Source organism: Streptomyces sp. LHD-70 (assembly GCF_031157275.1).
GTDB lineage: Bacteria > Actinomycetota > Actinomycetes > Streptomycetales > Streptomycetaceae > Streptomyces.
The window spans coordinates 217,404-229,889 of sequence record NZ_JAVIFW010000009.1; the positions used below are offsets into that span (position 1 = coordinate 217,404).

Genomic DNA, 12,486 nt, shown 5'->3' on the forward strand with positions numbered 1-12,486 from the left:
CGTCGGAAAATATCTTTCAAGTGTGAGCCAAGACCTGAAGGAAATTTTCAACGGGAGCAACAACGGCGCCCCGCCCGCGCCCGCGGCCCTCGCCGCGAAGGTGCGTACGCTCGCGCCGTCCATGACCCGTTCCATGCAGCGGGTCGCCGAGGCCGTCGCCGGGGACCCGGCCGGGTGCGCGGCCCTGACGGTCACCGGGCTCGCCGAGCTCACCGGCACCAGCGAGGCCACGGTCGTGCGCACGGCCCGCCTCCTCGGGTACCCGGGCTACCGCGACCTGCGCCTCGCCCTCGCCGGCCTCGCCGCCCAGCAGCAGTCGGGGCGCGCCCCGGCCGTGACCGCGGACATCGCCGTCGACGACCCGATCGCGGACGTCGTCGCCAAGCTCGCGTACGACGAGCAGCAGACCCTCGCCGACACCGCCGCCGGCCTCGACACCGCGCAGCTCGGCGCCGCCGTCTCCGCGCTCGCCGCCGCCCGCCGCATCGACATCTACGGCGTCGGCGCCTCCTCCCTGGTCGCCCAGGACCTGGCGCAGAAGCTGCTCCGCATCGGCATGCTCGCGCACGCCATGGGCGACCCGCACCTGTCCGTGACCAACGCGGTGCTGCTCCGCTCCAAGGACGTCGCCGTGGCGATCACCCACTCCGGCTCCACCGGCGACGTCATCGAGCCGCTGCGCGTCGCCTTCGAGCACGGCGCGACCACGATCGCGATCACCGGCCGCCCGAACGGCCCGGTCTCGCAGTACGCCGACCACGTCCTGACGACGTCCACGGCCCGCGAGAGCGAACTCCGCCCGGCCGCGATGTCCTCGCGTACGTCCCAACTCCTCGTCGTGGACTGCCTGTTCGTCGGCGTGGCGCAGCGGACGTACGAGACGGCCGCGCCCGCGCTCGCCGCGTCCTACGAGGCGCTCGCGCACCGCCACAGCCCGCGCAGCAGATAGCACCAGGCCCCGAAAAACTGCAGATACCTGCAGATACCCCCGGCCCCAAAGACTTAAGAACCCCCCACCCGCCGCGTACGAGAGAGCCGCCGCACCCATGACTGCCACCACCCCCGACAACTACGGCGAACTGCGCGCCCAGCTCGCCACGCTCACCACGGAGGCGTTCCGGCCCGAGCTGGCCGAGATCGACCGGCTGTCCACCCTGGAGATCGCCCGCACGATGAACGGCGAGGACGCCTCCGTCCCGACCGCGGTCGCCGAGCGGCTGCCGCAGATCGCCGCCGCCATCGACGCCACCGCCGAGCGCATGGCCCGCGGCGGCCGCCTGATCTACGCGGGTGCCGGCACCGCCGGACGGCTCGGCGTGCTCGACGCCAGCGAGTGCCCGCCCACCTTCAACACCGACCCAAGCGAGGTGCTCGGCCTGATCGCGGGCGGCCCGTCCGCGATGGTCACCGCCGTCGAGGGCGCCGAGGACTCCAAGGAGCTGGCCCGCGAGGACCTGGAGAAGCTGGGCCTGACCGCCGACGACACGGTGGTCGGCATCTCCGCCTCGGGCCGCACGCCGTACGCGATCGGCGCCGTCGAGCACGCCCGCGCGTCCGGGGCCCTGACGATCGGCCTGTCCTGCAACGCGGAAAGCGCGCTCGCGGCGGCCGCCGAGCACGGCGTCGAGGTCGTCGTCGGCCCCGAACTCCTCACCGGCTCCACCCGGTTGAAGGCGGGCACGGCGCAGAAGCTCGTCCTCAACATGCTGTCGACGATCACGATGATCCGGCTCGGCAAGACGTACGGAAACCTGATGGTGGACGTGCGCGCCTCCAACGAGAAGCTGCAGGCCCGCTCCCGTCGCATCGTCGCCCTCGCCACGGACGCCTCGGACGCGGCCATCGAGTCCGCCCTCGCCGCCGCCGACGGCGAGGTGAAGACGGCGATCCTGATGATCCTCGCCGATGTCGACGCGGCCACCGCGAACGACCTCCTGACCGGCTCGAAGGGCCACCTCCGGGCAGCCCTCGCCGCGGCCTCCCCCGCCACGCCGTCCTCCCCCACCCCCTGACCCCCGGCACCGTCCCCGGTATCCCCGCACAGCAAGGCCCGTACATGAGCACCGACAACAAGAACCGCGCCACCGCCGCCGCGATCCTGCCCCTCGTCGGCGGCGCAGCCAACATCGATTCCGTCGCCCACTGCATGACCCGGCTCCGGCTCACGCTCCACGACCGCACGCTCGTCCAGGACGAGGCCCTCGCGGCCCTGCCCGACGTGATGGGCGTCGTCGAGGACGAGACGTACCAGATCGTGCTCGGCCCCGGAAAGGTCGCCCGGGTCACGCCCGAGTTCGAGGCCCTGGTGGAAGAGGAGCGGGCGTCCCTGCCGGATGAGCCCGCCGCCCCGCAGTCGACCCTCACGGCCGATGAACTGGCCGACCGGGGCGCCGAGTTGAAGGCCGCCCAGAAGGCCAGGAACCAGACCCCCGTCAAGCTGTTCCTGCGCCGGATCGCCAACATCTTCGTACCGCTGATCCCCGCCCTGATCGGCTGCGGCATCATCGCGGGCCTCAACGGCCTCCTGGTCAACCTCGCCTGGCTGCCGTCCGTGACCCCGGCGCTCGCGGCGATCGCCTCCGGCTTCATGGCGCTGATCGCGGTGTTCGTCGGCATCAACACGGCCAAGGAGTTCGGTGGTACGCCGATCCTGGGCGGCGCGGTCGCGGCGATCATCGTCTTCCCGGGCGTCGCGAACATCGAGGCGTTCGGGCAGACGCTGTCGCCGGGGCAGGGCGGCGTCCTGGGCGCCCTGGGTGCCGCCGTACTCGCCACGTACATCGAGAAGTGGTGCAGGAAGTGGGTCCCGGAGGCGGTGGACGTCCTCGTCACCCCGACCCTCACGGTGCTGCTTTCCGGCCTGGTCACCATCTTCGGCCTGATGTTCGTCGCGGGCGAGGTGTCCACCGCGATCGGCACGGGGGCCAACTGGCTCCTCGACAACACCGGCGCGTTCGCGGGCCTGGTCCTCGGCGGCCTGTTCCTGCCCCTGGTGATGCTGGGCCTGCACCAGGCCCTGATCCCCATCCACACCACGCTGATCGAGCAGCAGGGTTACACCGTCCTCCTCCCGATCCTGGCGATGGCGGGCGCGGGCCAGGTCGGCTGCGCGATCGCCGTCTTCAAGCGCCTCAAGCGGAACACGTCCATCCGTACGACGATCAAGTCCGCGCTCCCCGCAGGCTTCCTCGGCGTCGGCGAGCCCCTGATCTACGGTGTCTCGCTGCCCCTCGGCCGCCCGTTCATCACGGCCTGCGTGGGCGGCGCGGCGGGCGGCGCGTTCGTCGGCTTCTTCTCGATGATCGGCGACAAGGTCGGCTCCACGGCCATCGGCCCGTCCGGCTGGGCCCTGTTCCCCCTCCTCGACGGCAACAAGGGCCTGGGCGCCACGATCGCGGTCTACGGGGGCGGCCTCCTGGTCGGCTACGTCGTCGGCTTCCTCGCCACGTACTTCTTCGGGTTCAGCAAGCAGATGCTGGTGGACCTGAACACGGACCCCGAGGACGCAACCGCGGGCGAGTCCCCGACGTCCCGAGCGGAGACGGAACCGGCGACGCCCGAGGCCACGGACGGTCGGGCCAAGGAGCCGGCGGGGGTCTAGGTCGTGTCCGTAAAGTCCCGCCGTCGCCCGGAGGGCGGCCCTGCGGCGTCTGGTGCGTGCTCTCGGCGTGCCGGGCGCAGGCCCTCGTACTGGATGTACTTGGGTCTTCGCCCGGTGCGGCGAGAGTGCGTGCCAGGCGTCGCGGGGCAGGCGGGACTTTACGGACACGGCCTAGGGGCACCCGTCACCGCAAACCGCGTTGTCAGTGGCCCCGCATAGCCTGCGGCCATGAACGACGATGCGACGAGCACGACATGGGCGGCGCTGCGCGCCCTGCCCCTCTCCGAGGTGCGCAGGCGCGCGGCCGTCATCACCGAGGTCACCGAGATCGGCCCGATGACGGTGGACGGCGCGGAGCGCTTCGCCTGGAACGACAGCGGCGGCCAGTCCGCGGTGTGGTACTTCACCGCGGACGGCCGCGCCCTGCTGCTCACCTTCGACCACGAGTCCCCCCTCAACCTCTACGCCGAGGACGACTACGCCCTCCAGCGGTCGATGTACGACGGCGTCCCCGAGGATCTGCTCCGCCTGGTCCTCGACCGCCCGGAGAACTACGAGTCCCTGAACCTCACCGACCCGCGCTCCGGCGGCACGATCCACTACGCGGGCGGCGTCTTCTGGTTCGACGCCGAGCGCTGGCACATAGCGGACGGCACCCGCACCCACTGCGCACGCGAGCAGCTCGACCTCTTCGTCGAGTCCGGCTTCGACTACTGCCTCTCCGAATATCTCCTCGACACCCCCGACTTCACCGCGGAGGCCCTGGTCAAGTACCGGGCGGGGGACGGTTATTACGAGGACGAGGAGGACTCCACGGACCACCTGGTGACGCTGACGGAGATCTTCGCGCGACACGCCTGAGCCGCCGACGGCACGGTGGGGCGGGTTACTGCCGGAAGGCGCTACTCCCCCATCGCCCGTCGCAGCAGACGCACCAAGTCGTTCGGTCCGTAACCGAGTTCCGGCGCCCGCTCGGCGGCCATCAGCAGCAGTTGGCCCACGATCGCGGCGCCCCAGCCGTCCGTGCCGTCCGAGGACCACTCCCAGAGCTTCTCGATCCCAAGATCGGTCATGAGCAACCCGTGCTCCTCCCTGATCTCGGCGCACAGCACACCGACCGCGTCGAGCAGCGTCTTGCCCGGCCGTTCGCAGCGCAGCCCGAAGTAGTGGCCGAAGTCCTCGACGACACACCCTTCGGGCGGCTCCGCCCGCAACGCGTCGTACACCGAAGCACCGGGCCCGGGCTCCGGACCCACCGGGCAGTGGACCAGGCTGAACCGATGCCGGCCGGGCGGCAGCGGAGGCGGAGGCCGATAGGCCTTGAACCCGAACGCCTCCCGCACGAGCGCCCCTGCCTCGTCAGCCGAGTCCGCGGTCAGCGTCACGGTGCGGGAGCCGTCGTCCCCCGTCGCCGACCACCCTCCGTCGTCCGAGTCGTACCAAGTCTTCACGGTGAGCCCCATACGCCCACGGTCCCACCCGCCACTGACAATTCCGCGGCCGTACGAGCCCCGAAGGCCAGGAGACCCGAAGTCCCGCAGCCCCGCAGCCCCGCAGCCCCGCAGCCCCGCAGGCTCGCAGGCTCGCAGGCTCGCAGGCTCGAATGCGGCCCCTCGCGCAGCGGGTGTCATCAGAATGTCAACGGCACTGACTTACCCTCGCGATGAGCAGCGGTTTCATCCGACGGCCAGAGCCCGCAGGGCCAACCCCGTCTGCTTTGGCGGGACTTGAGCCGCTGCGTGACGCACGAGGGGGTGGGCCGAGGTGTCCTCGCGTTTACGGGCGTTCGCCCGGCTGGTCACAGTGGCCGGGTTCGTCGCGGCCTATGTCGCACTGCATCTGGCGATCACCGCGGGCATGGACCTGCGGGCGCACGACCGCTTCCGGGACGCTCCGAGGCGTGCCACCGCGTTCACGGCCGCGCTGGACAGCTACGCGGCAGGGGACTCGTCCCGGCTCGCCGAGATCCGTGCAGGCGGCGCGTGGTTCCGGGACCACTCCCCACCGGGGGACAGCCGGGCCTCGGTCACTTCCGCCGCCGGCTTCGCCGCTGCGGGGAACCACTCCCTGGCCCGCGACCGTGTCGCCGGCCTTGTTCGAGCCGTCGAGCGGGAACGGGCCGCTCTCCAGCGGGAGTTCAGCTCGACGCGGCGGGCCGCCCTCTGCTGGGCGGCAAGCTCCGCAACGCTGTCCGCACTCGCCTGGCGGCTGCGGCGCCACCGTCGTTCGGCAGCGGCGGAACTCGCCGAGCTGGTCAGCCGGTTCGCCGCACCGCGACCGTGGTGGCGCCGACCGGTGTTCCTGACGGCCAACGCCGCCTGCTGCCTCCTGTTCACGGCGGGCGCCGGCGCCGTCGCCGCCGCCGAGCAGCAGGGACACAAGATGACGCTGGAGGTCCAGCTGCTGTTGCTCATCGGCGGCCTCGGCGTCCTGGGCGCCGCAGGCCTTGGCCTGCGCCACACCCGTCCGCGCGCGGCCCGCGGCGCGGCGCAGGCCCTGCTGCAGGACGGACGCAGGCCCGTGCTCTATCTGCGCAGCTTCGACGACGACACCACCACCGCCCAGGCCGACGACTCGTGGTTCGGCGTCAACATCCACTCACGGGAGGAGCAGCTCGCGGGGGCGCTGGGAACGGTCGGCCCCGTGATCGCGGTGGGCCGGCCCGGTGAACCGCTGCCGAAGCTGGGGGCTGCGCGGTTCTACCTGCCGCAGGACGACTGGCAGCCGACCGTGCTGCGGCTGATGACGCTGTCCCGGCTCATCGTGCTGCGCCTGGGGTCGGGGGACAGTCTGTGGTGGGAGATCGGGCAGGCCCGCGCCACGCAACCCGCTCACAAGCTCGTCCTGCTGGCGCCGAACGGCCTGTCCGGGATGGCGGAACGCCTCGACCAGCACCTGTCGCCACCGTCGGGACTGAACGCCTCCGCCGTCGGCACCGCCTGGGCCCCTGCCGTCGTCGCCTTCGGCCCCGACTGGACACCGTCCGTGTATCCGGTGGGCGGCGACTCCGGCGCCGACACCTCGGTGCCACTCGTACGTCGTGGGGCGCGCGCCGTGAGGACGGCCTACACGACAGTGACCGCCTTCACCCCCGCGTACGACCTGGCCCGCGCCCTGAAGGCGGCCCTGGCATCCGTCGGGGTCCGCAGACGGACGATGGCCTGGCGGGCCCAGTGGGCCGCGGGGGCTGCGCTCCTACGGGGCTATCTGCTGATCACCGCTCTGGCGCTGCTGTCCTGGCTGGTGTTCCGGTCACTGCAGTTGTTCGAGCTCGCGTAGCGGAACGGGGGGATCGTGAACGGTACGCAGCAAGGCACGCCCAGGGGAACAGCCCCGCCCGTAAGGCATACGTACACGGTGACGGGTCCGGCCCGCACCGTCACGGTGATGATCCTGCTGACGCTCGCGGGCAACATGCTGGTCACCGTGTCCGACTGGCGCGCGTACCTCGTCGTGCGCGCGTACGCGGCCGGGGCGGCGACCATGCCGGACGTCGAAGCCGCCCACACCTTCGCGGTCGCCGTGGCGGTGGCGACCGTCCCGGTGGTCCCGGCCACCTACGTGGTGTTCCTGGTCTGGCTGTGGCTGGTGCGGGTCAACTCCGAGCTGTGGGCGGGGCCCGCGGCACACCGCAGGGCCCGTGGCTGGGTGATCGCCTCCTGGATGACCCCCGTGGCCAACCTCTGGTTCCCCTACCAGGTCGTGTCCGACATCTGCCAGGCCAGCGCACCCCGGCGGCCGGCTCTTCGCGGCCCGCTCAAGGCCTGGTGGGCGCTGTTCGTCGCCGCCACGGTGGTCGGCCGGACCCTCGGCGGGTTCTACGGGAGGGAAGAGATCACCCTGGACGTGCTGCGCAGCACCGCCGCCATGTCCACCGTGAGCATGGTGCTCGAACTCGCCGCCGGCGCGCTGATCATCCTCATCGTCCACCGCATCACCGGGTGGCAGAACGAAAGGCTCACCGGGGCATAGGGGGCACCCGGGCAGGGGGTCACCCGGGCAGGGGGCACCCGGCCATAGGGGTCACCCGGGCATAGGGGTCACCGTCCGCGCGCAGCCCCGTGCGGCCACACCACCTCGACCGGGATGCCGAGCTTGTGGGCGTCCTCCACGACATCGGCCGTGCCTCCGCCCTTGCCGGTGGGCGGCGACCCGTCCCAGACCGCGACCAACCGTTCGGCCTTGCCGAGGAGTTCGGCATTGGCCGCCTCGTACGCCGCGCGCCCCGCCCTCTCGTACGGCAGCACCAGCACCTCGGATGCGGCCTCCACCAGGCGGTCGAAGGTCTCCGCGTGCGCGGCCCCGACGACCGCGGTGCGGTAGTCCCGCGACGGAATCACCGCGACGAGCCGCCCGCCCGCGGCGAGTACCGCCTCGGCGAACAAGGCGTCGGCGCCCTCCGCGATGCAGGAAAGCCCGACGAGCTCTCCCCGGTACGCGGCGAGGAGCCCGTCGAGCGCACGGCGCACGAGGACGGCCGTGTCCCCGGTCAGGTCCATGTGCCCCGTCGTCGCGATCGTCACCATGCCGCAGAGCCTAACCGCCGTACGGGACAAGGGAGTTCACGGCTGATTCTCTGGTGGAGCCAAGGCCCCCTCGGCATCATGAGTGAATGACCGATACACAGGACAGCAACGCCGCAGCCGTGGACGTCCGGACCCGGTTATGGAACGAGGAAGTGGGCGCCGCGCAGTACACCGCGGCGACGGAGCGCTACCAGAGCGCCCTGTTCGAGCAGTACAAGCTGTGCGTGGAGATGGCCGACCGCGTCAGCGCCCGCCGCAGCCTCGCGAACACGTTCTTCCTCACGGTCAACAGCGTCTTGATGACCGTCCTGGCCACCACTCTGCCCGCACAACACAGCGCCGTCTCCACGTGGTTGCTCGCCCCCGGCCTGCTGGTGCTGCTCTGCATGTGCGCGTCCTGGTTCGCGCTCGTCCGCTCCTACCGCCAGCTCAACACCGCCAAGTGGGCCGTCATCGGCGCCTTCGAGGAACGCCTCCCCGCCTACGCGTACTCCCGCGCGGAGTGGACCGTGCTCGGCGAGGGCCGCGACTGGCGCACCTACCTCCAACTCTCCTCCGTCGAACAGTGGGTGCCGGTGCTGTTCGCGGTGTCCTACGTGGTGGGCTTCATCGCCCTGCTGCCGTGAGCCGGCAAGTGCACGACCCGCTGCTGCCGCCCCTGGCCACCCCCTGACCAAGCCGCCCTTCTGTGCGCCTTCGTGCTGACGACCCAGTACGACGCCCGATCCGGGGCCGCACTTCGGACGCCGACGATCAGGCGTACAATTTCCTGTACGTACAGCATTCTGTACGCAGAATCGAGGAGGCCGTGATGCGCACCATGACCTACACCGAGTCCCGGGCGAAGTACGCCGAAACGCTCGACAAGGTGGTTGACGACCGCGAAGAGGTAATAGTGACCCGCGCGGGACACGAGCCTGTCGTCATGGTGGCTCTTGCCGAGTACGAGTCCCTCAAGGAGACCGCCTACCTTCTGCGCAGCCCTGAGAACGCCAGGCGCCTGCTGGCCTCCATCGACCGCCTGGAGAACGGCGGCGGCACGGTCCGGGAGCTCGCCGAATGAAGTTCGTCTGGGACGAGTCCAGTTGGGCGGACTACGTCTGGTGGCAGGCGCAAGATCGCAAGGTGTTGAAGCGGATCAACACGCTCCTGCAGGACATCGCGCGCAACGGCAACGACGGCATCGGGAAGCCGGAACCTCTGAAACACGGATTCCAGGGCTACTGGTCTCGCCGCATCACCGACGAGCACCGCCTCGTCCACAAGGTGGTCGAGGACGAGATCCGCATCGCCGCCTGCCGCTACCACTACGAGCGCTGAGCACGCCGCCTCCCCGCACAACCCGAGCACAACGCCCGAGGGCGGCACCCCCCAGTGGGGAGTGCCGCCCTCGGTCAGGACAGGTTGATCAACCAGAGGTCGATCAGAAGTCCATGTCACCGCCCGGCATGCCGCCCGGAGCGCCGCCCGCGGCGGCCTTCTCCGGCTTGTCGGCGATGACGGCCTCGGTGGTGAGGAACAGCGCGGCGATGGACGAGGCGTTCTGCAGGGCAGAGCGCGTCACCTTCGCCGGGTCGATGATGCCCTCGGCGATCATGTCGACGTACTCACCGGTCGCGGCGTTCAGGCCGTGGCCGACGGTCAGGTTGCGCACCTTCTCGACGACGACGCCACCCTCGAGACCACCGTTGACGGCGATCTGCTTGAGCGGGGCCTCCAGGGCGAGCTTCACGGCGTTGGCGCCGGTCGCCTCGTCACCCTCGAGCTCCAGCTTCTCGAAGACCGCGGAGGCCTGCAGCAGGGCCACGCCACCGCCGGCGACGATGCCCTCCTCGACGGCCGCCTTGGCGTTGCGCACGGCGTCCTCGATGCGGTGCTTGCGCTCCTTGAGCTCGACCTCGGTCGCGGCACCGGCCTTGATGACCGCCACGCCGCCGGCGAGCTTCGCGAGGCGCTCCTGGAGCTTCTCGCGGTCGTAGTCGGAGTCCGACTGCTCGATCTCGGCGCGGATCTGGTTCACGCGGCCGTTGACCTGGTCGCTGTCGCCGGCACCGTCGACGATGGTGGTCTCGTCCTTGGTGATGACGACCTTGCGGGCGCGGCCGAGCAGGTCGATCGTCGCGTTCTCCAGCTTGAGGCCGACCTCCTCGGAGATCACCTCGCCGCCGGTGAGGATCGCGATGTCGTTCAGCATCGCCTTGCGGCGGTCACCGAAGCCCGGGGCCTTGACGGCGACGGACTTGAAGGTGCCCTTGATCTTGTTGACGACCAGGGTCGACAGGGCCTCGCCCTCGACGTCCTCGGCGATGATCAGCAGCGGCTTGCCGGACTGCATGACCTTCTCGAGGAGCGGGATCAGGTCCTTGACGGAGCCGACCTTCGAGTTGGCGATCAGGATGTACGGGTCGTCGAGGACGGCCTCCATACGCTCCATGTCGGTGGCGAAGTACGCCGAGATGTAGCCCTTGTCGAAGCGCATACCCTCGGTGAGCTCCAGCTCCAGACCGAAGGTCTGGGACTCCTCGACGGTGATGACGCCTTCCTTGCCGACCTTGTCCATCGCCTCGGCGATGAGCTCGCCGATCTGGGCGTCGGCGGCGGAGATGGAGGCGGTGGAGGCGATCTGCTCCTTGGTCTCGACCTCCTTGGCCTGGTCGAGCAGGGCGGCGGAGACGGCCTCGACGGCCTTCTCGATGCCACGCTTGAGGGCCATCGGGTTGGCGCCGGCGGCTACGTTGCGCAGGCCTTCCTTGACCAGAGCCTGGGCCAGGACGGTCGCGGTCGTCGTGCCGTCACCGGCGACGTCGTCCGTCTTCTTCGCGACCTCCTTGACCAGCTCGGCGCCGATCTTCTCGTACGGGTCCTCGAGCTCGATCTCCTTGGCGATGGACACACCATCGTTGGTGATCGTGGGGGCGCCCCACTTCTTCTCGAGGACGACGTTGCGACCCTTGGGGCCCAGGGTCACCTTGACGGCGTCGGCGAGCTGGTTCATGCCGCGCTCGAGGCCGCGCCGTGCCTCCTCGTCGAACGCGATGATCTTGGCCATGTGAAGTGGTCCTCCCGGACAGGGGGTGGAATCGCAAACGGACCGTGTTGGTGCCCGCGACGGACGGCCTGCGAGCCTTGTGGTTCCTTGCCCCACCCGGCTCCCGGACCTCACCGACCCGATCCAAGTTCTGTCACTCTCACCTTCAGAGTGCTAACGCCAATGATTAGCACTCGCCCCCTACGAGTGCAAGCGCCTCCCAGGATCCGGCAGCGGCCCTCGACGAGATGGCACACGAGTCCGATCGACCCCGTGCGTGCGCGCCGACGCCCGTGCATGCGCGCACGCACGCACGAGGGGCCCGCATCCCTCTTCGGGATGCGGGCCCCTCGGCGTGAGTGCGTCGGTGGCCGATCGCGCCTGGATCAGACGGCGAGCTTGACCATGTCCGCCTGCGGACCCTTCTGGCCCTGCGAGATCTCGAACTCCACTCGCTGACCTTCTTCAAGGGTGCGGTAGCCGTCCATCTGAATCGCGCTGTAGTGGACGAAAACATCCGCACCACCGTCGACCGCGATGAAGCCGTACCCCTTCTCCGCGTTGAACCACTTGACGGTGCCCTGAGCCATGCCTAACTCCCCTATTACTGGCCCTTGCACAGATCCACACTTCGCGGACCCGGGTCAGACCTCACCCCGCGACAGGTGGGGGTGTGCGCCGGAACGCGTCGACCGCCGCTGAATGTATCTGCCCAACTGCCGTCTGCAACAGGTCAGTCGGACGAGAAATCCGGGCACGGCTGATCGGTAGAACAGGGAGAATTCGCCGGTTCCAGAACAAGTCGGACCGGACGAAGGGAGCAAAACGTGCGAATTGCGGGGGCTCTTCGGCCACAAGTCGTCGGCGAATCCAGGACTTCTCATATGCGTCCGGCATGCGCGGAGCTCAAAAGCGGAACAGCATTCCCAACTCTATCGCGGCCAACCATGCAGAATTGCCCCCTCCGCTTCTGCGGAGGGGGCAATTCCGTAACGTTCCTACGTAATACGGATGGACGCTCGGTCAGCAGCCACCGGCGACGGCCGGGATGATCGAGACGCCGGCGCCGTCCGGGGTGGCGGTCTCCAGGCCCTGCTCGAAGCGGACGTCGTCGTCGTTCACGTACACGTTCACGAAGCGGCGCAGCTTGCCCTGGTCGTCCAGGACGCGCGCGGCGATGCCCGCGTGGTTCTTCTCCAGGTCGGCGATGACCTCGGAGAGGGTCGCCCCCTGGGCGGCGACCTCGGCCTGGCCACCGGTGTAGGTACGCAGGATGGTGGGGATGCGGACGTTGACGCTCATGAACTCTCACCTCTGATGTGACGGTTGTG

Annotated in this window: 14 protein-coding genes; 9 read left to right on the plus strand and 5 right to left on the minus strand. The window is 69.9% G+C overall.

Annotated elements, in window-relative coordinates; all coding sequences use genetic code 11:
* The first annotated feature begins 22 nt into the window (after positions 1–22).
* The 4 genes from RCO28_RS19770 to RCO28_RS19785 all read left to right on the plus strand — a co-directional run bounded on the left by RCO28_RS19770 (position 23) and on the right by RCO28_RS19785 (position 4,462).
* Positions 23–949 (plus strand): MurR/RpiR family transcriptional regulator, encoded by a 927-nt coding sequence (locus tag RCO28_RS19770; RefSeq protein WP_308942479.1) that lies wholly within the window; start codon positions 23–25, stop codon positions 947–949.
* A 97-nt stretch (positions 950–1,046) separates the two neighbouring features.
* Positions 1,047–2,012 (plus strand): N-acetylmuramic acid 6-phosphate etherase, encoded by a 966-nt coding sequence (gene murQ, locus RCO28_RS19775; protein WP_308942480.1) that lies wholly within the window; start codon positions 1,047–1,049, stop codon positions 2,010–2,012.
* 44 nt (positions 2,013–2,056) lie between these two features.
* The gene (locus RCO28_RS19780; RefSeq protein ID WP_308942481.1) at positions 2,057–3,601 is read left to right on the plus strand and encodes a PTS transporter subunit EIIC; all 1,545 of its coding nucleotides are present in this window, start codon (positions 2,057–2,059) and stop codon (positions 3,599–3,601) included.
* Between the two features lie 228 nt (positions 3,602–3,829).
* The gene (locus tag RCO28_RS19785; protein ID WP_308942482.1) at positions 3,830–4,462 is read left to right on the plus strand and encodes a hypothetical protein; all 633 of its coding nucleotides are present in this window, start codon (positions 3,830–3,832) and stop codon (positions 4,460–4,462) included.
* Positions 4,463–4,503: 41 nt separating this feature from the next.
* On the opposite strand, the gene RCO28_RS19790 is transcribed toward RCO28_RS19785, so the two are convergent.
* On the minus strand, positions 4,504–5,064 hold the full coding sequence (locus RCO28_RS19790) for a hypothetical protein (RefSeq protein ID WP_308942483.1): 561 nt from the start codon (positions 5,062–5,064) through the stop codon (positions 4,504–4,506).
* A gap of 301 nt (positions 5,065–5,365) precedes the next feature.
* Between RCO28_RS19790 and RCO28_RS19795 the strand changes: the two genes are divergently transcribed.
* Both RCO28_RS19795 and RCO28_RS19800 read left to right on the plus strand, forming a co-directional pair.
* Complete coding sequence (locus RCO28_RS19795; protein ID WP_308942484.1) at positions 5,366–6,880, plus strand: transferase; 1,515 nt, start codon at positions 5,366–5,368, stop codon at positions 6,878–6,880.
* 108 nt (positions 6,881–6,988) lie between these two features.
* Positions 6,989–7,573, plus strand: coding sequence for a DUF4328 domain-containing protein (locus tag RCO28_RS19800; RefSeq protein ID WP_308942485.1), 585 nt, complete (start codon positions 6,989–6,991; stop codon positions 7,571–7,573).
* Positions 7,574–7,641: 68 nt separating this feature from the next.
* On the opposite strand, the gene RCO28_RS19805 is transcribed toward RCO28_RS19800, so the two are convergent.
* The gene (locus tag RCO28_RS19805; protein ID WP_308942486.1) at positions 7,642–8,127 is read right to left on the minus strand and encodes a hypothetical protein; all 486 of its coding nucleotides are present in this window, start codon (positions 8,125–8,127) and stop codon (positions 7,642–7,644) included.
* A gap of 86 nt (positions 8,128–8,213) precedes the next feature.
* On the opposite strand from RCO28_RS19805, the gene RCO28_RS19810 reads away from it, so the two are divergent.
* From RCO28_RS19810 to RCO28_RS19820, 3 genes are all read left to right on the plus strand, one after another.
* Entirely contained in the window at positions 8,214–8,753 is a 540-nt protein-coding gene (locus RCO28_RS19810) for a hypothetical protein (protein WP_308942487.1), read from the plus strand.
* 185 nt (positions 8,754–8,938) lie between these two features.
* Positions 8,939–9,190 (plus strand): type II toxin-antitoxin system prevent-host-death family antitoxin, encoded by a 252-nt coding sequence (locus RCO28_RS19815; RefSeq protein ID WP_308942488.1) that lies wholly within the window; start codon positions 8,939–8,941, stop codon positions 9,188–9,190.
* Complete coding sequence (locus tag RCO28_RS19820; protein ID WP_308942489.1) at positions 9,187–9,447, plus strand: Txe/YoeB family addiction module toxin; 261 nt, start codon at positions 9,187–9,189, stop codon at positions 9,445–9,447. Before RCO28_RS19815 ends, RCO28_RS19820 begins: the two co-directional genes overlap by 4 nt.
* A 103-nt stretch (positions 9,448–9,550) precedes the next feature.
* Here the strand turns inward: RCO28_RS19820 and groL are convergent, their stop codons facing one another.
* The 3 genes from groL to RCO28_RS19835 all read right to left on the minus strand — a co-directional run bounded on the left by groL (position 9,551) and on the right by RCO28_RS19835 (position 12,457).
* Positions 9,551–11,176 (minus strand): chaperonin GroEL, encoded by a 1,626-nt coding sequence (groL, locus tag RCO28_RS19825; RefSeq protein WP_308942490.1) that lies wholly within the window; start codon positions 11,174–11,176, stop codon positions 9,551–9,553.
* A 365-nt stretch (positions 11,177–11,541) separates the two neighbouring features.
* A complete protein-coding gene (locus RCO28_RS19830) occupies positions 11,542–11,745 on the minus strand; it encodes a cold-shock protein (protein WP_005315736.1) in 204 nt (67 codons plus the stop codon).
* Between the two features lie 433 nt (positions 11,746–12,178).
* Positions 12,179–12,457, minus strand: coding sequence for a MoaD/ThiS family protein (locus RCO28_RS19835; RefSeq protein WP_308942491.1), 279 nt, complete (start codon positions 12,455–12,457; stop codon positions 12,179–12,181).
* Between the last annotated feature and the right edge of the window lie 29 nt (positions 12,458–12,486).

What these genes read in the sequence shown, in the direction of transcription:
- murQ (WP_308942480.1), top strand. Translation starts at nt 1,047, where the DNA reads ATGACTGCCACCACCCCCGACAACTACGGCGAACTGCGCGCCCAGCTC.
- RCO28_RS19780 (WP_308942481.1), top strand. Translation starts at nt 2,057, where the DNA reads ATGAGCACCGACAACAAGAACCGCGCCACCGCCGCCGCGATCCTGCCC.
- RCO28_RS19785 (WP_308942482.1), top strand. Translation starts at nt 3,830, where the DNA reads ATGAACGACGATGCGACGAGCACGACATGGGCGGCGCTGCGCGCCCTG.
- RCO28_RS19790 (WP_308942483.1), bottom strand. Translation starts at nt 5,064, where the DNA reads ATGGGGCTCACCGTGAAGACTTGGTACGACTCGGACGACGGAGGGTGG.
- RCO28_RS19800 (WP_308942485.1), top strand. Translation starts at nt 6,989, where the DNA reads ATGATCCTGCTGACGCTCGCGGGCAACATGCTGGTCACCGTGTCCGAC.
- RCO28_RS19805 (WP_308942486.1), bottom strand. Translation starts at nt 8,127, where the DNA reads ATGGTGACGATCGCGACGACGGGGCACATGGACCTGACCGGGGACACG.
- RCO28_RS19810 (WP_308942487.1), top strand. Translation starts at nt 8,214, where the DNA reads ATGACCGATACACAGGACAGCAACGCCGCAGCCGTGGACGTCCGGACC.
- RCO28_RS19815 (WP_308942488.1), top strand. Translation starts at nt 8,939, where the DNA reads ATGCGCACCATGACCTACACCGAGTCCCGGGCGAAGTACGCCGAAACG.
- RCO28_RS19820 (WP_308942489.1), top strand. Translation starts at nt 9,187, where the DNA reads ATGAAGTTCGTCTGGGACGAGTCCAGTTGGGCGGACTACGTCTGGTGG.
- groL (WP_308942490.1), bottom strand. Translation starts at nt 11,176, where the DNA reads ATGGCCAAGATCATCGCGTTCGACGAGGAGGCACGGCGCGGCCTCGAG.
- RCO28_RS19830 (WP_005315736.1), bottom strand. Translation starts at nt 11,745, where the DNA reads ATGGCTCAGGGCACCGTCAAGTGGTTCAACGCGGAGAAGGGGTACGGC.
- RCO28_RS19835 (WP_308942491.1), bottom strand. Translation starts at nt 12,457, where the DNA reads ATGAGCGTCAACGTCCGCATCCCCACCATCCTGCGTACCTACACCGGT.